Raw genomic sequence first — 20,608 nt, forward strand, 5'->3', positions numbered from 1 at the left:
TGGATGGTTTCTATCAATAAAACTTGACAATCTATCATTTATACACATACTAAAACTACAATAAGCATAGACCATTTAGGTTTTAAATTCCAGAAATTTTTCCCATTTGCAACAAAAAAAGACCTCCTCAAGTGACAGGAGCATCATTTTTAAGTAGTCCTATATATACTATTCTCTATCCAACAAACGGTATCTTCATCAAATGTCTTACGCTGAATTAATTACTTTGGTTATAACAAATAGCCCGAACTCTAGAAGCTTCGGGCAAAGTAGCTATTTAAACAGGTGAATGTGGCTCCAACTCACTACTCCCTAACCAACAACACACAGCACTCAACATGTGAGGAGAAAGCAATAAGAACGAATATATCAATCTTCATTTATAACAAACCGTCAGCTCCACCCGATTCCCTTCCCTATCATACACAATCCGCTCCACTAACTTCTTCAACGCCCGATTCTTCTCTTCACTTGTCACCGCAGCGCCCCATAACTCCCTAAACTCCCCTATCCGCTCATATATCTGCTCCACAGTCGGATAATTGCCTTCATCTACTACAACCTTCCGCAAATCCTTCAACTCTTCCTCCAGCTTCTGTATCTGCCTTGACCGGATAGCTTTACGCTCCAAAAATACCTGCTTCGTTATCATGTCCTCTTCATAAGATTCATGCAGCTTGTCCAACGCTCGTTTCTGCTTCTTCAATTCCTGCACTTTGACCTCGATGATCACTTGAGTATCATTATACCGACTGCCATGCATTTCAATCTCCCGCAAAATGTTTGGATCAACATGGATAATCCGATCATACAGAGCATTGAAAAAATCAGTATCCATTATCTTGCCACGCTGTTCACATTTGCTTCCATCTTTGTACTGGTGATAGCACAATGCACTCCAGTGCTGCCCCTGCTTCTTGTTCTCTCCCACCCGGAACCTCATCCGCGAACCGCATTTCTCACAATAAAGTAAGCCTGACAAAGGAAAAATGTTACGTCTTGAATTGGGATTCAACATGCGATTCTTAAGCAGCCGCTCCATAATTGCTTCATGTTCTTCCGGTGCTTTCAGCTTTTCATGTGTGCCCATGACTTTGATCTGTTCTTCTTCGGGAACCAATTCCACCTGACCACGCTTGGAACGGGTTTTGCCATAAGTGATGTAACCCAAATGGATTTCGCTTGCCAGCAACCGTTGAACCGTAATATTTGACCAGCCCTTGTTCTTTCCATCGGGCTTAATGTTGTATGGCGTGGGTATCTTGTTATCCGTCAACCAAATGGCAATATGACCAAGGTTTGTTCCATTAAGATATTTCTCTACAATCGCTCGGTAAATCGGACGCTTCGTCTCATCCACCAGTACCGACCTTGTGTTCTTATCATAATAGTATGGAAACGGTGGCTTTCCATTTGTCCACATGCCTTTCTTCGCCCCGGCCTCTTTGCCTTGCTTCATTCTTCGTTTAATCGTTTTGTACTCTATTCGGGCAAAAATAGACATGAAATCAAAGGATACATCGTCATTGTCTATTTCCAGATCGTATATCTTGTTTGGTGTGATAATGACTGTTTCTGAGTTTAAGAATGTATCTTTAATGAGTGCCCAATCCTTGTTTTCTCCACGCCCTAAACGGTCAATATCCATGACCACTACTCCATCATAGAGCTGGTCTTCAACATGCCGAAGTAACTTCTGCATTTCCTTACGGGACTCGATCTTTTCACCCGAGGCCACTTCTTCATATAGCCTATAGGTCCAATTGCGATTCTCGACCAAGGTCAGAAGGGTATCCCTATGCTTCGAGAGAATGTCTTCAAACTCACCATCATCTCGTGATTTTCTTAAATAAACGGCTACGTGTTTAATTGTTTTGCTTTCCATCATAGCTTCTACTCCAAACTTGTTAAATTTTTGTCGCCATCCAAGTAGAATGTTGAGCATTTTTGATGACACATCATCGAATATGACAACTGTAAAATCTTGGAGGAACGATTCATGAAGAAATGTGAATATGTAATCAAAGAAGTTAATCAGCCATCCGGCAAAGCGTTGCGGCAATTTCATGAGCATGTGGTCGAGATATTGAGCCAAACTGTCCAAGCCGAGGCCGAGATAGACATACCTCTCCCCAAAGTGCATCATTCTACGCAAGACAGTCAGAAAAATTAACAAAATAAAAACAAGCCGGAGCACATGACCAATGCATGCTCCGGCTCGTTCTATTTCAAGTTATTTTGAATGAATTCCCGTTCCGACTTCTTTAGATACCTTAGTGAATTCTCGAAGGAATACAGATACATGGAACGAAGCATCCTTAGCTTTTCCACTGAGCCATCCTCAATCACTTGCTTAATGGCCGGGATCATTTGGCTGTTCGTTACTCCAAATTTTCCTGGCTTTACAATATCTTCAATGGCAAGTGGCGGCTCTTCTTTGCCATCGTTTAGTTCTTTCTGTAACTCTTGTATATTTGCTTCATTTAATATTACTTCCTGCTGTGATGAATCTTCATGCTGCTGTTCACCATCCCCTTGTTCAGAGACGATAGCCTGTTCTTCTTGAATAATCGGATTTTCATTTATATTCTCATTAGCAGCTACCTCAGGTGGAGTTGATTCTTCCTGGGCTAAGACTGGCTCTTCTTGTTGGACTTGCTCTTCTTGTTGGACTTGCTCTTGCCCTGTCTCTTCATGAACTTGAATTTCTTCTGCCTCTATACTTGTCTGATCATTTTCACTTTGAAGCTGTTCTGACATCGTTTGTTCACCTTCCTGTTTAACCTGATTACTTCCACGGCTGTTTCTGCCTGAAACCCTATTCTTATTTGCCATCGCTTTAACTCCTATAAATTGGTATTTTTCTTGAGTCGATCTTATCAACATGCTTGACCCACGTACACCGTTTCTTCAGCTTAATATAGTAACTATTTTGCTATGTATCTTCATTTAAAAGACAAAACAAAGCCCATAGTGAATTTCTACACTACAGGCTCATAAAGCTTGATTTAAATGAATTTAGCCTGCACGCTTTACGACAAGCTTCCCCAATCCCTAATGATTGTCCAAGGGTTCTTCCTTGTCCAGGTTACAATCTGCTCCGGTATAAATGGCTCTGTGGTTATCTCCAGTTGGATAACTTGATCTGGACTTAAACTCAGTAAATGCGGTTTTGGCTCGCTATCCAAGTCCCACATATGATATTTGTAAAATTTGTTCTTTGCTCGTTCACTAGGTGCCAAATCCAGCGGCGCACATCGTCTATTCCGTTCCTCTCCACTTCTGGTTGTAAACGTAACTCGTAGTAACCTTTTTCGCTTAATGGCATCTGCAAACATCAGCAGCATTTGTTTATCCATAATTGACACTTCCTGAACACGTTTTTTCCACTTCTGCGGCTCAGTTTAAGCATATATCTTGTTGAGCAGAACATAACCTGATGGAATAGCCTCACATGAAAGTGTAAAGATTCATCGAACAAAGAATTAACACTTTAACCACTTCAAGGCTATTCTTAGAAAAAAGCTATTCATCAAAATCAGTTGCCGCCCATACCTGCTCCCGACTAATCATCTGATCTCCTTTAAAATAATGTTGTCCTTTCTTCTGTAAGCGTTCTCCACATTGTTTGCAGGAAAAACGTTCTTTACCAACATACATGTTTAAACCAGATTCTTTCATTGCTCGTACAAGCTTATTCCCACAAGAGCAAGTTGCAACCCACATAAGCTTTACTTGTCCCGGATAAATGTTCGTTCCTTTGGCATTGATGATTTCCTTCATTAGTAGTGCGCCTCCCTCATGTGCTACTGAAAATGAAAAAGACGTTAACCAGATGTATTACATCCGTTAACGTCTTCATAGGTTAAGATTGAAATAAACATTATCCAGCTCTTGTCGAGTGATTCCTATGTACGCCAGAGTGACACTCGGTGCTGAATGGTTGAGCAGCTTTTGAATACGGGTAATATCTACACCACTTTGGTAAGCATGAAAGGCAAACGACTTTCTCAAGGTATGCGTTCCAACGGCTTCTTTAATGCCAACACGGCTTGCCCCTTCACTCAGTATCCGGTAAGCATGTACTCGGCTAATTGGATTCCCACCTTTGCGGCTGGCAAACAGCGCTCCTGACTTATGACCTGTTGCTTTTACGTATTCCTGGATGGCCTTTTTACAGGTATCCGACAAGGGGAAATCTTTTCTCTTACCTGTCTTCTGCTCTCGAAGGCTGATTCGATCTTGATTGTACACCTCTTCCACCTGAAGCTTGAGCAAATCAGATATCCGCAACCCTGAATTGATGCCAAGCACAAACAATAGATAATCTCGGATATTCTGCCCTCGCAGATACTTCTTCAAAGCATCAATCTGTTTCTTACTACGGATAGGTTCTACATATTCCATACCAAACACCTCTCTAACTATATGTAACTAACTATATAATAATTATATATTGTGTTACTTTCGACGTAAACGGCAAAGCTGCATGGCGCCGAAAAGAACCCGGATGTCTTACCCCGCCTACCCTCGTGGTCATTTGGCCTATGTAACACTATTTAGTTGTGTTACATTCATGATTAAGCAGTTACTTTAACTTTCTGGAATTTCATTCTGAGTTAACTTACTTAACCATTAGTTTTAATCCCAAACTGCACTTTACTTAATCCTTAATTGCACTCTGCATAATCCCAAATTGCCTACTATTCTATATATCTTTATCTATATATTCTTTCTAGATAGTACTATTTCTCGCAGCGCTCGAAATAGTGCAGCGAAATGACTTCGCTGCATATTGCGAGCTTCTCTCTTTTCGTTTTTTGTCATGCAAAATTAATTAATATGGACTCTAATGAATACTCCCTATTTAAAGATTTTCAATGTTGCTATTCATTTGTTGTTCATAGGTTAATACAATTTTTTTACTATTATATTCATAGGTTATCAATCCTGTATTCTTCAAGTCCCGTTTTATCTTGTTCACATGGTTCAAAGAGCATTTTAAATATTTTGCTAGTTCTTCTTGAGATAAATAGCAGGTGTAGTTCTTTTCCCTTATATCCGTGTATTTTTTCATTATGCAATATGCAATTAGAGAAGAAGCCTTTAGTTGTTTCTCATAGGCTATGCATAGAGGAATCTCCGCAAATTTACGTTCATCGCATTCAATCGTATAGGTGTTACACCCATATAATCCGACCCCATAATTTATTTGCTTACGAGACAACATATTATACCGACACAATTTTGATATATGTTGACGCACCATTCTTTCATTAAGACCTGCGTTCTCTACTATTTTATTCATCGAAATTTTAATTCTCTTGCTATGTCCCGAACGTGCGCGCATGATCGCTATATACACATATTTACTTTGATTTGAAATATCTAATTCAATTAATGAATAGGGAACTCGCACATGCTGTATTTTCATTCTTCGACCTCTTTCATCTTGTTTGTCATTTCTGGAAAAAACTTTTGAAAATTGCCCGCGATGTGAGAGACAACCTTCCAGCGTCCAGACCATTTTCCAGTTTTTCATTTTCATTTTTAGCTCTTCTGGCGACAAAAGCTCGCCAGAAGAGCATTTAACTTAATATGGATATCTATTACCTCTAGACTTTTAAATCATCTGGGAGGTGCCTGAGAACTTCTAGACCAAGGTTTCATCATGTTTTAAGCTCTTGTATTTTCTATTGCGGAACCTGGTCAACAATCATAATAGTGTGGACACTCCCATATATAATCCTCATCAGTGGCTTCTTCTTCTTTAATGATTTTTCCCTTATGCACTTCAAAATCAATGCTGTATTCTATTCCTTGCAAATATGCTAATATTTTCAAATCCACATTATATTCCGCAGACAATGCTGCTAAATGTTTAGTATCAATGCTTGCGGGACCGTGATAACCTGGAATGAGAAGCACTTCACACACTTTATCCCAAACAATTTTCGAACCATAAATAAAGTTTCTGTATGAATTCTTCACATAAAATCGTTCACTTTTATCTGGGAGCCTTACTACGATCTCGTTTTCGTCCTCCGTTATTAAACATTCTTTCTCATCAACAGACTCAATTGCTCCAATCAAAAATTTCTTAATATCGCTTTTGTCCCCACGAACTTTTAATGTCCCTTCAACCCAATCCATACTTAATTCCTCATTTCTTCGATTTTTGTTAAACTGCTTTTTTCAAGAATTATAATTACATCAATTTATCTAGATAATTTCACCCTTTTTGTCAGTAGCTGCAAATTCAATGAAGTCCATAATCAGTTGGAAGGCATCTGAAAAGCTATAATATTCACATTCCATCGTCCCTGCAATCTCTGTAAATACTTCAACCCTGCCTGTGCCGAATTCAAATATCGCTTCACAGAATTCCTCACATAAGAATGTCACAGATAGTTCTGCTTCAACACATTGGGAGGTCAGGTGAATAGTGCACTCAAACATATCTTGCTCCGCTCCCGATTCATGTAATCTAATTCCTAATCCATGGATAGCAGCGTAATACAATAGTGCATTAATTCGGCATTGATCCCTGTTATACAAATTAAGATCATTATTCTGCTTCATCGACATAGACATTGCCGCTCCCTCATCATTAAATCCATAATCTTCTTCATGCACGTATTTTTCCTCATCACGTTCATACTCACCTTCTGATGTTTCATACATTTCATTTTTCTTAAATTCAAACTCAGCTCCGTAAGTAAAGTCATTACTCCAATCAAGATTTTTCACATTATCAATATTCATATTTTTCGCATCTCCTTAGTGTGTATTTGATCGGCATTTGGTGCTATATAACTGGTACTTGCCTCGTTTGCCTAAAACAAACATGCCAAATAACCGCAAGCCAAAGGTAGTATTGTGCGGTCATAACGATTCATACTATTCTGTTGTCAAAGATCAGATAATTTATCGATTCATTAATTTCATTTTTATCTTCTTCAATTCATAATATCAACTCCATGTCATTAACTTATAAATGTATTATGCATGAGAAGAGGATTAGGCGCTACGCTAACATTTTTGCAGAAAATGAGTACTCATATTTTAAACCGCTTACATTTATATTTTAAATCTATTTACGTTCACTATTTAGACACATTTACTATTACTTGGTCTTCATTTATTAAAAAACCGACTCCCTCAACGGGAGCCGGCTTGAATAGTTGCTACCTTTAGTTGTATTCGATAACCCCAAGATTATGAAGTGAAGCAATATTTGTAATCCCAAACTCAAAATTGGGGTCCCACTTCAACTCTTGATGATTCAATAGTTCAGTTACAAATACTTTTGAAGCGTTGAAATAACTATCTGTTCTATTTAAACCTTCACTTTGGTTCTTGTAGAAATTGTATGTGAAGTAATACAAAGTTGGTTTCATATCTTCCAAGGAAGCAATATTATTTAATCCACCTGGTAAAACCTTATTGCTTCCTGCAAATACGCTAATAGCTTTACCATTTGCCATCATTTCATGGACCAAACTCTTGTTGCTGAGATTTTTAGCGTCTTCTGCTTGCATCATAATCATGGTGTAATAGTTCTTTGATAGCACTTTGTTTACAGTATCAGGTGTCATAATCTTTTCAGATGAATCTGAGCCAATAGAAGGCGCTTCGTCCCCTCTTTCAACTACCTTGAATTTTGTCTTAGTGAAATTACCTGCTCCGTTAAAGAAAAAGTCAACAATTCCAGTTCCATTTTCTTTAGCAACATTATCCTTGGTGTAGTCTCCAGATACATTTGTTTTGACTTTGATGTCGCCTTGTTGGTTGCCATACAAACGATAATTCTTCAAGATGTTAAATTCTTTATCCAGACGTTGAAGTACATAGCTATAATCATCTTTTTGATAAAGAAGTCTACGTTCATCGTTTAGATCTCGGAAATCTTCTCCATCCTCAGGCGTTCCAGGGATATTTCCATAAGTTGGACTTGAGAAGTTTACAACTGAAACAGATTTTTGAGCGTTACGTTTTGTGGTGTATTCATCAAATCGTTTGAAGTAACCTTCAATTTCACCCTTAGAAAGAGGAAGTCTAACTACTTTCCATTGAGGATCAAAGTCAATTTTAACTGTTTTCTCATCGAATACCGCATAAGGGCTTATTTCTTTTTTTAGCTGAGCAGAATCATTATTGAAATTTGAATAGAAATAATCTGTAAGGAACGGCTCTCCATTTAAAACTAAATCAAATCTGCTCATACTCCGATCTGGAAAAATGGTGGCTGTTTTACTCAAATAATTGAATGCCGGAACATCTTCAGAAGCTCCAAAGATTTGAATACCCAGTAGGTTACCTGATTGCTTAGTAGAATCAGATTGTAGCCTCTTGTAGATTTCAACTACATCCTTTGCCTCTGTCACATCCAGCAATATGTTGTTTGTGCTGCGAAACTTTCCAATGTAGCTTTTAATCTCCGTCAAGTCAGCAGCAGAAACACTTTTACTATTATATAGGAAGTAATAGTAATCACTTGCCGTAACTTCCCCTTGCAAAATAATCACCGTGCTAGTCGAAGCATCCCATTTCACATCAGCTCCAAGACTTTCTGCAATAAAACGTACTGGAACCAAAGTACTACCTTTGACGATTGTAGCCGGAGCATCCAAATTAACCGTTTTGCCGTTTATGTATGCTTGCTTTTGATTTATCGTTAACTTAACCGTCGTTTCCCCTTTCGAGCCTGTAACAGTCTGTGTCTTCCCATCCCATTTAATGTCTGCGCCAAGAGCTTCAAAGATTCCTCTCATAGGAACGAATATCCTACTATCAATAGATTGCGGATTCACATCGAAATACAGCTGTTTGCCGTTGATTGTAACTTTGATGTCATTGCTAGTTGCAAATGCTCCTAGAGGTATAGCAGTTACCGCTAATATTAGGACCAATACTAGCATTATCATTTTATTTATTCTTTTCCACATTTTTTGTTGTCTCCTTCATTTAAACATCACATCGTAGGAACTTATTTAATAGTGTTTCACTGCAAATAGCATATCTGAAATCGATATAGATACAAGTTTTCCATTTTCCCTTTGAAATGAAATTTGATAAACCGTTAAATCCTGATTTTCTGCATATGCATTTTCATTTAATTTATTGAAGCTGTTATTTATTTTTTCAATCATGTATGTATCCCAATCTTCACTTGATACAGTCGGTTTAAGTCCATATACCACCAGATGATCATTGGGGCCATTGCTGAGTCCAATGTTCCTCATAGTTACATATCTATTCAATCCATCAGCAGACACGATTATTTCCACGACTCGGTCAAGCCTGTAGACGATCTGTAATCCATCTGGATATATCAGTGATTCGAGCGGATGCGATGCTGGAAATTCCATACCTTTGTCTATAGGTTTTCCAATAATTCTCTCTACCTCGGGCTTTTCCATTCCATAGCCGATTTGCTTTTTCTTTTTAGTATCAAAGATAGATAAGTCCATTGCTGTAAATTGATCTGGTGTGTAGTCATAATTAGGTGTTGTAGAAGCACTACTTATCCAATTGTATTTGTCATTAAAAAAATAACCTACGACACCAGCAAGCAAGATAAGGCCAACCAATGACATTATGAACCATTTACCTCGCATTTTCTTCTTTGTCTGTTCCATATCAGTTCTTCTCCACTCTATTTGAATTAGTCTGTAACAATTTCTAAGGTAACTCCACCGCTACCACATTGTGGGCAGCTATTGTTGCCACAACGAGAACAATATACCTTGAAACAATTCGTACATTTGTACAAAGAATCCAGATGTTGCTTTTGATCTCCACAATTAGGACAATTTTTCATTTCATTCATGCTCCTCTTCGATTGGTATATGTTACTACTTCCAGTCAGATCATATCACAAAAAAATAGATATTTACATCATTTTGTAGAGTATACTCCGTGGAAATATAGTTGCAAACACAAGGATAATGAGTTCAAAAAGAGGTATCCCTTTGAACTCAGAAGCTATTTTTGGACAGATATTAAAAAGTATTCGCAAGAAGCAGAAGGTGAGCCAAGAAGAATTGGCATTCCGTAGTAATCTTGATCGAACATACATATCCATGCTAGAACGAGGAATTCATCAACCCACTTTAAATTCATTACTTGCTATTGCAGCGGCGCTGGATATGAAAGCTGCTGAGTTAGTAGGATTGGTTGAGGACCAATTAAATAAACAAAGCGGAGAGTCCTAGAATAGGACTCTCCGTTTTGTTTGTCAGTAATAGTAGTCAGCAGGGAACGAGTCTTCAAACTTATGCTTACAGGGTTGTCCGGCTAATTCTACGTCCCTGCCTTCTCAAGCCAGGTTCGAATCAAGGGGCGCGAGCCCCACAGCGTGAATTTGTGTTATGCGCAGTTTCATCTTAAGTTCTTATCCAATTTTTCTTTTTTCGTACTTCCATCTTCGATAATCCACCCAAAAAGTATGTGAAAAATTCCCATAGGTAAGGAAATAACCCGTACAAAGATTCCGTATTATCTAATATCTTTACAAGCTTATGTACTATTAGGTAAGTGTAATAAACAGCATAACCTTGAACGTGTTTGTGTAATGCTGCTTTTTTTAATAAGTCTCCTGGACTTCGGATTACTTCATTTTTTTCATTAAAAACCATTGCTATTCCAATTTCATCTAAGACTAATGCTAGACGATCATCCATCTCTGTCTGTATTTTATTTTTTTTGGAGTGTCTTTTTGAAATTTCTTCTTGGATATCGTTCCATTCTTCAAGAGGGTTTCTTCTCTGCGTCCTTCCTGTTAAAGTATCTAGATTATAATATCGAGTTGTTTTAGCAAATTCTGATAGGAATCTTAAAATCCATTTGGATAATTCATCATCTACTATTGTTCCATCATTTGACTCAAGGTTGTTGATAGTCTCATAAAGTTCTACTAAATCATGTCCAAAGTTTTTTAAAATACCATTGCTGGGAAATGAATTATTTATCCCTCTATAATTTTGGATGATAATAAGCTTCATTAATCTTTCTAATCCTATAGATAACTGAAAAAAAGCTTGATAATATTCTCCTTGAGCATAAATTCCTGCTCTACTCAAAGCATTTAATCCATAACCAATGGTAGTAGAAGCAATGTATCCTTCTTTTGTAAGTAATGAAATTTGCTCATTTGTTATTTCATTTGTTATTTGAATTAGTCTCATCTCTTTCTAAGTGAAATTGTGTTCACGAATCCGAAAGGCTTAAGGAGCATTGTGCCGGGTCCGACGGATTTAGCTTCGCAGGGTTGTCACTTGAATAGGCTTCACTGCCAAAGACATTTCCAGTTGATCGAGGACGCATGCCGAATGCGTGGATATGGTGTTAACTGAGGCTCCCTTCTTCGAAGCTATTCCAGACTAATTATTATCACCTAGATTTCAATCTTGGAGAATCATATAACATGGCATTTCCAGGAACATCTTGAAAAATAAATCCAAATTTCTGTTGAGTCCAGATGACAAATAACCCATGGCTTTGCCCACATTCAGGACAACATAACGAATCACTGTCATGTTTATCTTTATCCCAAGTACAAATAATAAAATGCAAACTACAATTTAAGCATTTAACTTTCTTCTGAGTGTATGTGGAGGTTGTTTGAACTAGTTCACTTACTAATCTCGATCCTTTAGCTGTAATTTCCAGCGTGTCTCCCATGGATTTAATTAATCCATGGGTTAATAGTTCAATGATTGGTTTTGGATATTGTCCAACGTACTTTTCATTCGGAATAAAATGCTGATTTCCAATAATAATCATAGAGGATGTCTCTGAAATCTTGTTTATCTTAATATTGGATTCTTCACAAAGAGTAGCGGATAAAAGCTTAATCGCTTCATCGCTTAATACTTCGTCTTTATTCGAGTTCCTCAAGGTTTCAGCCAAAAGAGCAGAAACCACTTCTAATTCATTACTTGTCATAGCTTTAGTTGCAGGGAGTTTTCCAACTGAAACCATCTCATATACAGTATCCCTACACTTTCTAAGTTCTTTTGTTGTAAATTTCCTTGTCATATGAGGAATGGTATGAATGTGACCGTGACATTGAATACATACTGGAATTAAATTATCAATTTCATCAGTTCCACCATCACTTCTCTCAATAATATGATGAACTTGAATACTTAGAGGTAGAAACTGCCTACAAACACAACAATGTCTGGCAGCTTTAACTAATACCTCAGCAACAATATCTTCATTAATTGACACGGTTAATGTCCTCCTAAAATTGTTTATTATTAATCCTTGCGGGAATTTCAGTTAACGTTATATTCACGAAGTTCGTCAATCTATATAACCAATTAAATAAACGACAACCGAGACTCAAATTGTACCCATAGAATATGCTTTTATTATACAATGAAATGGAAAAATATGACGAATGGTATTTACTTCTAAACAAAAAGCCTCCGCCAATTCCAATGGCGAAAGCTTCTAAAAATTGATTCACGCGAACCTCTCATCAATGACATGTACGTGTAGGTCAATAACTAACACTGTATTAAATAGATAGGAAGATGCGCTTGTTGTCGCGTTTGAAGATTTCAAAAGCTTCCACCCAGGAAACCAGTTCACCGGGTTGTGTGCGTGTTGCAGCAGATATGGTGACTTTTCCTTGGCTAATCTATTGGGTATCTTTTGAGTTGTCATGGGCATCATCTCGTTTCGTGTTGGATTTAGGTAAAGTATTTCCTAAGGTTAGTTTACCCAAAATGGTGGGGGAGATGGCGCATGAAGAGAGTAAATTAGCAATACCTTCACTGAAAAGAAAACCTACACATCTAATTTATTTGCTTCATTCTTTCTATTTATTGATTTTAATAAAGATAATTCTTCATGATTGAAATCTTTTGTAGTAACGATAGTAGGATTATTTATAAGTATGTCTTTTCCCAAGCTACAATAAATATTTGTGAAACGTATATAATCAATGCTTGCTTTAGGAATTAAATATTTATTAGGTTCATAATCATTTTCAGAATCTGAAATCAAGTAACTATTCTCGATATCAATATGAAGTATTTTTTTATTTTCAAGTGTTAATCCATTTTTTAGGAATATATTGGTTGTAATTTTAGAGTGTCCTAAATAAGTAAATAAGTTTTTCGCACGATACATAATTATCCAATATAATATCGTAAAAAATAATAGAAATCCTAAGATAGTATTATCTAAAAAATTAAAAGATAATAGTATCTCCAAGGAATTCCCGTACGATATCTTTAATATTTTTGCTTGTTCAATTAATAGTTGATTACATATCCAACCGTATATCAATGAAAAGAAGAGTATGTATACGAACGAAAAGATCATTGAAAGAAGAATAAAATCACGTCTTCTTTTACTTTTTCTATTTTTTGCGTAAACAAAGGCAGTAATTTTTCTTTGAGTACTTTTCATAGATAAAATTTGCATAGAAGCTAAAAATACAATTGCTATAATTATTGAATAAATATTAAAAAATAAAAAATTCAATGTTTTTTTAAGGGAAAATTCATTCAAATCAAATGGTACAGAAGTTATTAATAATGAGTAAGCAGTAGAAAACACAAAAATTAAAAATGAAATATACGTAAACCTAAACAATTTCATTGGACTACTCATAAACTCTTTTTCTTCAGAAGGAATAAAAAATCGTAAAGGATTCTTCTTTATTTTAGCCTGTGCTGAAACAACGCCAACGATAATTGTTCCAATAACCCCAGAAAGAGCAATTGAAGGAGTTGTAAGAGCTTCTATTGTGTTATTCAAAACTTTACTCCTTTCGCTTATAATCGATTTTACTTTTTTAAAAAAATATTCTTAGAAATTCCACATTAACGTTCTAATAATTAATCACTGTATATTATCCAGTTTCATACCCAACCAAGAGTATCACAATAAACAAATATTATTAGATTGAACGTCACAATGAATTATTGTCTTATTATACTATTAATTGGAAGGATATCACTGATATGTTCCTTATACTTCAAACGATAAAACGGAGAGTCCTAAGGCAGGGCTCTCCGTTTTATTTGTCTTCGGCAGGGAACGAGTCCTCAAACTTACGCTTACTGGGTTGTCCGCTAATTCTACTTCCCTACCTTCTCAAGCCCGTTTCGGGCCAAGAGTCCCATAGCATGAATACCTTGTTATCCGAAGTCGATGTCTTCGAAGAAATTACTCAAAATCTTTTATACCTACATAATCCTTAATATGTTTAGGAATAATATTGTATGAGATCAAGTCTGACCACACTGTAAATAATATATTCCTTAATGTTGTTGATAAATCTTCATTGTCCTTATTTAAAATTTTATATTGTCTTAGCTGACGAGTACTTAATGAACTTATAAGAGAATTCACGTCATCTACACTTAATTGAAATTCACGATTGTGGGCAAACTTATTTCTTAATTTATTTATCTTACTTATTAAGTCCATATCCTCAATCGGCCACAAACCTATTGCAAATACTAATCTCATTTTATCTGAAAATGTTAATCTATTTCCCAGTAACTCTGGATATTTTATGTTGCCATTAACCATAGACTGTAGTTCATGTTCTATGTATAAATGAGCGCGTAAAATTATTTGAAAATAATTTTCAGCACTTGTTTCACTAATAAACTTTTCATATTGGATTTCATATTTATCAGTAATATCAATCATTTCACTTGTAAATTCATCCTCAGAACTAATAATGTTACTCATTATTAAAGATCCTTTCTAAATGTATTTCACATTGATTTCTTATAACGTTTCTGTGTTCATGACGACCGACGTAGTTGGTTATGTCTGCTGAAATCCTTCTTTGAAATCCATCATCAGACCAGAGCTGCGTAAAGAGCGCAGCTGAATATTATGTTTATCTGATGTTTGTTTTCTTTTCCATTTGTTCAAAGTTCTCTAATATATCAATTACTAATTCATGTAGTACACCAGTTTTCTTTTTCAAAATGTTAATTGCCTCTTCTATTTCATCTGTTTTATTTATTTTTCCTGTGTGGACGAAATTGCTTCTTATTTGATAACAATCTTTAAAGAAGATTGTAGCGTCTTTTGAGTAGTAATTTTTAACCAAATCACATTTTTCAATCAAATCATTACATTTCTCTGCAATTGTTTTTTTCTTCAAACTTCCAATAGAACTTTTTAATCGATGTATAATTTTTTCATTTTCATCTTTATTGCTTGAATTCAATTCGTTTAGAGGGATGTTTTCAATTTTAATCAACTTCATAATTTGATCAATAGCATCGCAATAAATCTTTTCTTGATAGGAAGGATCTGAAACTAACGCTTCAACAGCGCTTACTTTTAATATAAAACTTGTTCTTAAATCATTAATAGCCAGGCTAGAATTTAATAAAGAGTACGCTATTTTTAACTTGCTATTAATCTCGACATCACTTAATTCAATTTTTGGGAATTCTGTTTTACACCATACTTCAGCAGACTGATGAAAGAATTTCACTTTAGAAATATCCTCTTCTAACTGATAAATTTTAAGCCCTAGGACTCCATTTTCTATCACATAACCCTCTAATTCGGGGTGGATAAGCGCTGAATTTTCTTTTCCCTCAGTTGTCAGACCACCATTATCAAAATAGTCATGCTCACTATCAAGAACTCCAAATTCGTTGAAGATACTTATAGGGATCCAATTTTTAACAAATGATTTTCTAACAGAAAAAAGTAGCTTTTTGCCTTCTTCCACCGCAATTCTTTCGGTAACAAAAGGACCATAACTAAAAATCACCATCACATCTACATCAATGTCTTGATTTTGTTCCGTACTATTTTCTGAACCAATTCTTTTAGTATGTTGAACTTTCACCTTACAACTTGCCTCTCCATTTCTAAAAAGCTCTTTCTCTGTTTGTTTTTCCAAGACAGAATATTCACCTAAGAAAAAAGCTAAACGCGCATACCATTTCATAAATATGCTCCTTTCTAATTTCCGATAATGTAATATTCATAAACTTCGTAAATTTACAGAATACAATTAAATAAACGAACAAACAGGGACTGAAAGTCTAGCAGTGAGACTTTAATCTTATCATATTAGAAAATTGAAGAATATAACCAACGTTATTCCTAAATGTTAGTTAAATAATAGTTTGAGACAAATGAGCGTGATAAATTATCATCGGATATCTTAGAGAGAATATTGTATTCTGGAAAATTTTAGATAAAAGTAATCAGAAAGTGTTATTTCCAAAATAAAATGGAGTAACTATGAACAGATATATTTATTTCACTAATAGTGCAAAAGATTTGAAACATTCAACACAAGAGCACTTTATTCTCGCAGGATTGGGCAGCATTACGAAACTGCCTCATGGATATGTCTCTAATAAAGCAAATGAGTTTTTTCACCGTATGAATTGCGAGCATTTAGAAATTCGTTTTTATCAATTAATCGTAATAACAATGGTCCAGGACGAAGATGTTATTTGAATGTACAAAATGTTCGTAACCCAGTTATTCAGATCTTTGGCGCGGTGGTTCCCGAAAAAGAATTAGATACAATACTCGTACCATTTCGATTAGGTTTTTTATTTTCGGGGATTGTAAGAATCTTACCACAAATATATATTCGCTTTGATGAAATGTGGAATATGAAAAGTCCGCTTTATGTAGCTGATAATTATTCACAGAATCCCGAGGAATACTTGTCACAATTTCGTGCTATGTTAGGGGGATTTCTTAAAGAAAAGAATAGAAAATTCATATTTATAGAAGCACCACACTCTGTATATTCCTTTAAAAGCTATATAGTCATAATATCCTATTCCTTTTGGGAAATCCAGAAATTATCCCCAGTTTCGACAAAAGAAAGACCCCCACCTTCAGGCAGGAGCCTCATCTCAATCTAGTTCTGTACACCTCCCTCAAGAACCTTATTCGAACCTACCAAACCGCCAACTTCTACCCCCATCGTGCCGATGAACTGACTAATCCGCAGTTTGAAATGTACCTTAACTCCATCTCTTTGAATCTCGATACCGCCAAGAATCGTGAGCAGTATCATTTTCTTTTGCTGGACTGAATCTTACGCTCATTTAATTACTTTAGGATTATACTAACAAATATAGCCCAAACTTTAGAAGCTTCGGGAAGTTTTGCTGTTCAGGCAAGTAAATGCGTTCATTAAGCACTGCTTCCTAACCAACAACTCACAAATCTCCACATGTGCCATCTGTCAATTTTGTCTTCAAGTAGCACCATCTATGTGCACTCCATTAAATAGGTTTGGGTAAATATCAAAAACGTGCAAAATTTTGTTTATATTTTTTTTTGAAGTTACTGAAACTAAACCTGGTATATCTCTAAACTTAAAGAATTGATCATTTATACTACTAGAGTACTGATGTAGCAAGAACGCTAAAAAAAACTTTTCACCTGAAGATATAGATTGTGTCGCTCTTTTAAGATGCTCAAAATTCAAACCAACAACATCCATTTTTCTATCCATTGTACTTTTTCTTATTTCTATACAGTCTTCAAATTTTAATAATGGAGTCTCAAATATCTCTTCCCACAAATCTTTTATAAGTTTGTACTTTGTATATTTTTGGTACTTAATTTTTAAAGACAGTTCCAAATCAGATAACACATTCATTAGGACGTCTATAAGAGTCTTCGCTTTCTCAAGCGAAAAACTATCGTTATTTCGACTTCCCGAACCTAAAATATATTCCCTTTTTGAAACTGTATTATCATGTGCAAGTTTGTTCCTATATTTAGATACCTCATCTATAACATTTTTATTAAATGACAGTTCAATCGATATAAGTTTTTGCATTTTTTGTAATAGCGCGACTGCATCTCCTTTTGAAATAGATTTTATTTCAGCATCGATGATACTATAAAGAATGTAATTTGATGAATAGATATTATTCAGTATATCTGAATATTTGAGCTTTGGTTGCTTTTCATCTGATAACTTCTCTGGGAAGGCAGCGAGTATTCGCCTCAAAACCTCACAGATACTGCTTTCAAATAGGGCAAATGAGTAAACAAAAAAAGCCTCATAGTTTTGTTTATTCATTTGCCCGAACATATCTTTAATTTTCTCAAAGTTGACTCTAAGATCATTAATCAGTTCTTCACACACAAAAACCCTCATGATGTTTTCACTTCCTTTTTCAAACTGCTATCTTTCTATTATTCATTCCTACAACACTACCAAGTGAAATCACGTTCATAGATATCAAGAAAGTCTCAATAGGTATATCTAAATTAAAGTATAAATTCTCTAGTAAAACGATACTTTTGCTGTTAACATCGGCAAAATCCCATTAAATGGACCTCTGTCAAGAAAGTGGACAGTCACGCAACAGACATTCTAGTCAATTGCTCAGCAAAACGAACTGGAGAAAGATAACCCAGCGCGCCATGCATTCGCTTGCGGTTATAGTAAAACTCAATATATTGAAAAAGTGTCTGGTAGGCTTGCTCCTTAGTTTTGAATCGCGGATTACAATAAATGAGCTCCTTTTTCAAAATGCTGTGCCACGACTCGATGCAGGCGTTATCATAACAGTTACCTCTGCGGCTCATGCTGGACTCCATGCCATACATACGCTTTCAACTACTTCGTGTATTCATGAGAAGTATATTGAGAACCTCTATCGGAGTGATGTAATAGACCCTTTTCAGGTTGTTTAGCTTCGTAAGCATCTTGTAAGGCACCCGAAATCAAGCTAGTTTCCATATGGTTCTCCAAGCGCCACCCCACGATTTCGCGCGTGCAAAGGTCCATCACACTAGCCAGGTACAAGCGCCCTCCCCGGCAAGGAATGTATGTAATGTCGGTAACCCATACTGAATTGGGTTTGAGTATTTTAAATTGCTGGTTCAGCGTATTCGGGGCAATCGGATGGTCATGATTGGAGTCGGTGGTCTGTACGCGATACGTTTTGGAGACAATGGAGCGAAGCTTCATATGTCGCATGTACACACTCACCGTGCGTTCGGTAACGGTATAACCTTCTGATGTAACAGGCGGGTGATCTTCGGACTCCCATACCGCTTTTGATGGTCTGCAAAATGATACTGAATCGCTTCATTATCGCAGCCTTACGAAGCATATGCATACTGGTTTTTTCTGTCCGCCACTTGTAGTACCCGCTCCGTGACACATGTAGGGTCATGCACATCTTCTCCAAGAGAAACTCGGAGCGATGTTTTTCAATAAACTGGAATCTCAGTTCCTTGGTTTGCTGAAGATGCGCACTGCTTTTTTTACGATCGCTAATTCCTCTTCCACATCGGCAATCTTGTTATCTTTTTCTTGAAGTTGACGGCTCATTTCTTTCAACTGTGCCTAGAGTTCCCGTACTCGATCCACGCTAGCTGCCGGTTCATTCTTTAGTTCTCGATACTGGCTCATCCATTGATGCAGGGTACTTTTTGGGATGTTGAGCTCTTCCGCCAAGTCGCCCACTGTCTTTGTTTACTCTTGAATGAACTGCACTGTCTGTTTTTTAAACTCTTCGTTATACCGTTGTCGATGTTCTCCCATGTGAATACACCTCCGTGGACTCATTATCGCCAGTCTGTTAACTACTGTCCACTTTTTATTCTAGCTGCAAAAACTCTCATAGCAATAAGTAATATTACTTCTCATGTGTTGAGTGTTTACTAATGGATTGCTGTTGCTTTCCATACTTCTTTCTCTTATTTGCGATAAGAATATCCAATCTATATACCCAGTCACTGCCTAAATGAGCATTAAAGAGAACACTAATATCTTCAAACGTCCATATTTGAATTCTCTTGTCGAAATTTCTGATGTTATCATTTACATAACCTGTACAGAATATCACTCCCCTGTTTACTTTATTTTCGAGGATAACATCTCGAAATGCTCTAACGGTCGTTAAATCCAGCTTGGTAGTTTTATACAGCTTGCATTCAACATATACTTGTTCTTCGCCATCTGTCCTTTCAATTTTTGCAATGACATCCTTGCCTCCATCACGAGTTGCGGTTGTCCATACCGTTTCATAGCCCATACTCTCATATAAATTCTCAATTAACCATTCAAACTCTACAGACTTCAATTTAGTCAAATGCTCTAACGAATTTTCAAAATGAATAAACTTAGCCACTATTATTTGAATACTCTGGTCAACCCCATAAATTCTGTCATCTAGCAGGTTCGGCTGTGAATAGATATAGCTTTCAAGTGCCCTAATTGCTTTGTAAGGACTATGTGGCAATAATTCTAAAATCCACGTCAAACCTTCCCAGACATACTGTCCATTTTCAAGTCTTTTATATCTCTCACTATGGAACATATCTTTCGCAAAGTCCCTGTGAGCTTCATTGTCTGAATCCTTCAAAAGCAAAAAAGTTTTGTAATCTGATACGTCACTTCCTCGAGTAATAGGGCATAGCAAACACCTTAATAAATCCTTAACATAGTCAGTCGACTTATTTTCAATTCCCTCAATAAGTTCCTCAACCCATTCATTATAAGGAATTCTTAAAGAAGGATATACTTGCTCCTTGCCACAAAGAACTAGATCTAACCATTCATCGAATGTATTGTAATTATCTGTATAATACATATATTTTAACTCCA

23 protein-coding genes and 1 pseudogene are annotated in these 20,608 nt (G+C 36.2%); 3 read left to right on the forward strand and 21 right to left on the reverse strand.

Going from position 1 to position 20,608, the window contains the following annotated elements:
• Window positions 1-376: 376 nt before the first annotated feature.
• Window positions 377-1,888: a recombinase family protein gene (locus NST58_RS20385; protein WP_339243989.1), complete on the reverse strand. Its 1,512-nt coding sequence runs from the start codon at window positions 1,886-1,888 to the stop codon at window positions 377-379.
• Window positions 1,889-1,999: 111 nt separating this feature from the next.
• Between NST58_RS20385 and NST58_RS20390 the strand changes: the two genes are divergently transcribed.
• The gene (locus NST58_RS20390; RefSeq protein ID WP_339243991.1) at window positions 2,000-2,173 is read left to right on the forward strand and encodes a hypothetical protein; all 174 of its coding nucleotides are present in this window, start codon (window positions 2,000-2,002) and stop codon (window positions 2,171-2,173) included.
• Between the two features lie 50 nt (window positions 2,174-2,223).
• On the opposite strand, the gene NST58_RS20395 is transcribed toward NST58_RS20390, so the two are convergent.
• From NST58_RS20395 to NST58_RS20435, 9 genes are all read right to left on the reverse strand, one after another.
• Window positions 2,224-2,835, reverse strand: a complete 612-nt coding sequence (locus tag NST58_RS20395; protein ID WP_339243992.1) for a hypothetical protein — start codon at window positions 2,833-2,835, stop codon at window positions 2,224-2,226.
• 197 nt (window positions 2,836-3,032) lie between these two features.
• The gene (locus NST58_RS20400; RefSeq protein ID WP_339243994.1) at window positions 3,033-3,359 is read right to left on the reverse strand and encodes a hypothetical protein; all 327 of its coding nucleotides are present in this window, start codon (window positions 3,357-3,359) and stop codon (window positions 3,033-3,035) included.
• 166 nt (window positions 3,360-3,525) lie between these two features.
• Window positions 3,526-3,783, reverse strand: coding sequence for a hypothetical protein (locus tag NST58_RS20405; RefSeq protein ID WP_339243995.1), 258 nt, complete (start codon window positions 3,781-3,783; stop codon window positions 3,526-3,528).
• Window positions 3,784-3,858: 75 nt separating this feature from the next.
• Window positions 3,859-4,407 carry a site-specific integrase gene (locus NST58_RS20410; RefSeq protein ID WP_339243996.1) on the reverse strand — a complete coding sequence of 183 codons (549 nt, stop codon included), beginning with the start codon at window positions 4,405-4,407 and terminating at the stop codon, window positions 3,859-3,861.
• Between the two features lie 460 nt (window positions 4,408-4,867).
• A complete protein-coding gene (locus tag NST58_RS20415) occupies window positions 4,868-5,548 on the reverse strand; it encodes a helix-turn-helix domain-containing protein (RefSeq protein ID WP_339243997.1) in 681 nt (226 codons plus the stop codon).
• A gap of 161 nt (window positions 5,549-5,709) precedes the next feature.
• Window positions 5,710-6,153: a hypothetical protein gene (locus NST58_RS20420; RefSeq protein WP_339243999.1), complete on the reverse strand. Its 444-nt coding sequence runs from the start codon at window positions 6,151-6,153 to the stop codon at window positions 5,710-5,712.
• 69 nt (window positions 6,154-6,222) lie between these two features.
• A complete protein-coding gene (locus tag NST58_RS20425; protein ID WP_339244001.1) occupies window positions 6,223-6,765 on the reverse strand; it encodes a hypothetical protein in 543 nt (180 codons plus the stop codon).
• A gap of 428 nt (window positions 6,766-7,193) precedes the next feature.
• On the reverse strand, window positions 7,194-8,948 hold the full coding sequence (locus NST58_RS20430; RefSeq protein WP_339244003.1) for a copper amine oxidase N-terminal domain-containing protein: 1,755 nt from the start codon (window positions 8,946-8,948) through the stop codon (window positions 7,194-7,196).
• Between the two features lie 45 nt (window positions 8,949-8,993).
• Window positions 8,994-9,641 (reverse strand): hypothetical protein, encoded by a 648-nt coding sequence (locus tag NST58_RS20435; protein ID WP_339244005.1) that lies wholly within the window; start codon window positions 9,639-9,641, stop codon window positions 8,994-8,996.
• Between the two features lie 333 nt (window positions 9,642-9,974).
• On the opposite strand from NST58_RS20435, the gene NST58_RS20440 reads away from it, so the two are divergent.
• Complete coding sequence (locus NST58_RS20440; RefSeq protein ID WP_339244007.1) at window positions 9,975-10,217, forward strand: helix-turn-helix transcriptional regulator; 243 nt, start codon at window positions 9,975-9,977, stop codon at window positions 10,215-10,217.
• A gap of 171 nt (window positions 10,218-10,388) precedes the next feature.
• On the opposite strand, the gene NST58_RS20445 is transcribed toward NST58_RS20440, so the two are convergent.
• From NST58_RS20445 to NST58_RS20470, 6 genes are all read right to left on the reverse strand, one after another.
• Entirely contained in the window at window positions 10,389-11,189 is an 801-nt protein-coding gene (locus NST58_RS20445; RefSeq protein WP_339244009.1) for a hypothetical protein, read from the reverse strand.
• Window positions 11,190-11,394: 205 nt separating this feature from the next.
• Entirely contained in the window at window positions 11,395-12,237 is an 843-nt protein-coding gene (locus NST58_RS20450) for an HNH endonuclease signature motif containing protein (protein ID WP_339244010.1), read from the reverse strand.
• 237 nt (window positions 12,238-12,474) lie between these two features.
• Entirely contained in the window at window positions 12,475-12,687 is a 213-nt protein-coding gene (locus tag NST58_RS20455) for a DUF255 domain-containing protein (protein WP_339244012.1), read from the reverse strand.
• A 114-nt stretch (window positions 12,688-12,801) separates the two neighbouring features.
• The gene (locus tag NST58_RS20460) at window positions 12,802-13,779 is read right to left on the reverse strand and encodes a hypothetical protein (protein ID WP_339244014.1); all 978 of its coding nucleotides are present in this window, start codon (window positions 13,777-13,779) and stop codon (window positions 12,802-12,804) included.
• A 411-nt stretch (window positions 13,780-14,190) separates the two neighbouring features.
• Window positions 14,191-14,724, reverse strand: a complete 534-nt coding sequence (locus tag NST58_RS20465; RefSeq protein WP_076307484.1) for a hypothetical protein — start codon at window positions 14,722-14,724, stop codon at window positions 14,191-14,193.
• Between the two features lie 154 nt (window positions 14,725-14,878).
• On the reverse strand, window positions 14,879-15,952 hold the full coding sequence (locus NST58_RS20470; protein ID WP_076307483.1) for a HEPN domain-containing protein: 1,074 nt from the start codon (window positions 15,950-15,952) through the stop codon (window positions 14,879-14,881).
• A gap of 517 nt (window positions 15,953-16,469) precedes the next feature.
• Here NST58_RS20470 and NST58_RS20475 point away from each other — a divergent pair.
• Complete coding sequence (locus NST58_RS20475; RefSeq protein ID WP_076307481.1) at window positions 16,470-16,892, forward strand: hypothetical protein; 423 nt, start codon at window positions 16,470-16,472, stop codon at window positions 16,890-16,892.
• On the opposite strand, the gene NST58_RS20480 is transcribed toward NST58_RS20475, so the two are convergent.
• From NST58_RS20480 to NST58_RS20500, 5 genes and pseudogenes are all read right to left on the reverse strand, one after another.
• Window positions 16,889-17,047, reverse strand: a complete 159-nt coding sequence (locus tag NST58_RS20480; protein WP_175619035.1) for a hypothetical protein — start codon at window positions 17,045-17,047, stop codon at window positions 16,889-16,891. The genes NST58_RS20475 and NST58_RS20480 overlap by 4 nt on opposite strands.
• Before the next feature lie 183 nt (window positions 17,048-17,230).
• The gene (locus NST58_RS20485; protein ID WP_076307480.1) at window positions 17,231-18,145 is read right to left on the reverse strand and encodes a hypothetical protein; all 915 of its coding nucleotides are present in this window, start codon (window positions 18,143-18,145) and stop codon (window positions 17,231-17,233) included.
• 203 nt (window positions 18,146-18,348) lie between these two features.
• On the reverse strand, window positions 18,349-18,600 hold the full coding sequence (locus NST58_RS20490) for an IS3 family transposase (RefSeq protein ID WP_339244019.1): 252 nt from the start codon (window positions 18,598-18,600) through the stop codon (window positions 18,349-18,351).
• 10 nt (window positions 18,601-18,610) lie between these two features.
• Window positions 18,611-19,003: pseudogene (locus tag NST58_RS20495) on the reverse strand (DDE-type integrase/transposase/recombinase); the annotation flags it as partial.
• Between the two features lie 634 nt (window positions 19,004-19,637).
• Window positions 19,638-20,594 (reverse strand): restriction endonuclease, encoded by a 957-nt coding sequence (locus NST58_RS20500; protein WP_339244022.1) that lies wholly within the window; start codon window positions 20,592-20,594, stop codon window positions 19,638-19,640.
• Window positions 20,595-20,608: the final 14 nt, after the last annotated feature.

The sequence above is a fragment of the Paenibacillus sp. FSL R10-2796 genome (assembly GCF_037965315.1).
GTDB lineage: Bacteria > Bacillota > Bacilli > Paenibacillales > Paenibacillaceae > Paenibacillus_AQ > Paenibacillus_AQ odorifer.

Bases quoted from the DNA above. Each gene is read 5' to 3' on its own strand.
- NST58_RS20385 (WP_339243989.1), bottom strand. From the start codon at position 1,888: ATGATGGAAAGCAAAACAATTAAACACGTAGCCGTTTATTTAAGAAAA.
- NST58_RS20485 (WP_076307480.1), bottom strand. From the start codon at position 18,145: ATGAGGGTTTTTGTGTGTGAAGAACTGATTAATGATCTTAGAGTCAAC.
- NST58_RS20430 (WP_339244003.1), bottom strand. From the start codon at position 8,948: ATGTGGAAAAGAATAAATAAAATGATAATGCTAGTATTGGTCCTAATA.
- NST58_RS20405 (WP_339243995.1), bottom strand. From the start codon at position 3,783: ATGAAGGAAATCATCAATGCCAAAGGAACGAACATTTATCCGGGACAA.
- NST58_RS20395 (WP_339243992.1), bottom strand. From the start codon at position 2,835: ATGGCAAATAAGAATAGGGTTTCAGGCAGAAACAGCCGTGGAAGTAAT.
- NST58_RS20490 (WP_339244019.1), bottom strand. From the start codon at position 18,600: ATGTATGGCATGGAGTCCAGCATGAGCCGCAGAGGTAACTGTTATGAT.
- NST58_RS20435 (WP_339244005.1), bottom strand. From the start codon at position 9,641: ATGGAACAGACAAAGAAGAAAATGCGAGGTAAATGGTTCATAATGTCA.
- NST58_RS20420 (WP_339243999.1), bottom strand. From the start codon at position 6,153: ATGGATTGGGTTGAAGGGACATTAAAAGTTCGTGGGGACAAAAGCGAT.
- NST58_RS20500 (WP_339244022.1), bottom strand. From the start codon at position 20,594: ATGTATTATACAGATAATTACAATACATTCGATGAATGGTTAGATCTA.
- NST58_RS20425 (WP_339244001.1), bottom strand. From the start codon at position 6,765: ATGAATATTGATAATGTGAAAAATCTTGATTGGAGTAATGACTTTACT.
- NST58_RS20480 (WP_175619035.1), bottom strand. From the start codon at position 17,047: ATGATACTGCTCACGATTCTTGGCGGTATCGAGATTCAAAGAGATGGA.
- NST58_RS20410 (WP_339243996.1), bottom strand. From the start codon at position 4,407: ATGGAATATGTAGAACCTATCCGTAGTAAGAAACAGATTGATGCTTTG.
- NST58_RS20400 (WP_339243994.1), bottom strand. From the start codon at position 3,359: ATGGATAAACAAATGCTGCTGATGTTTGCAGATGCCATTAAGCGAAAA.
- NST58_RS20445 (WP_339244009.1), bottom strand. From the start codon at position 11,189: ATGAGACTAATTCAAATAACAAATGAAATAACAAATGAGCAAATTTCA.
- NST58_RS20470 (WP_076307483.1), bottom strand. From the start codon at position 15,952: ATGAAATGGTATGCGCGTTTAGCTTTTTTCTTAGGTGAATATTCTGTC.
- NST58_RS20455 (WP_339244012.1), bottom strand. From the start codon at position 12,687: ATGATGCCCATGACAACTCAAAAGATACCCAATAGATTAGCCAAGGAA.
- NST58_RS20465 (WP_076307484.1), bottom strand. From the start codon at position 14,724: ATGAGTAACATTATTAGTTCTGAGGATGAATTTACAAGTGAAATGATT.
- NST58_RS20390 (WP_339243991.1), top strand. From the start codon at position 2,000: ATGAAGAAATGTGAATATGTAATCAAAGAAGTTAATCAGCCATCCGGC.
- NST58_RS20415 (WP_339243997.1), bottom strand. From the start codon at position 5,548: ATGAAAATGAAAAACTGGAAAATGGTCTGGACGCTGGAAGGTTGTCTC.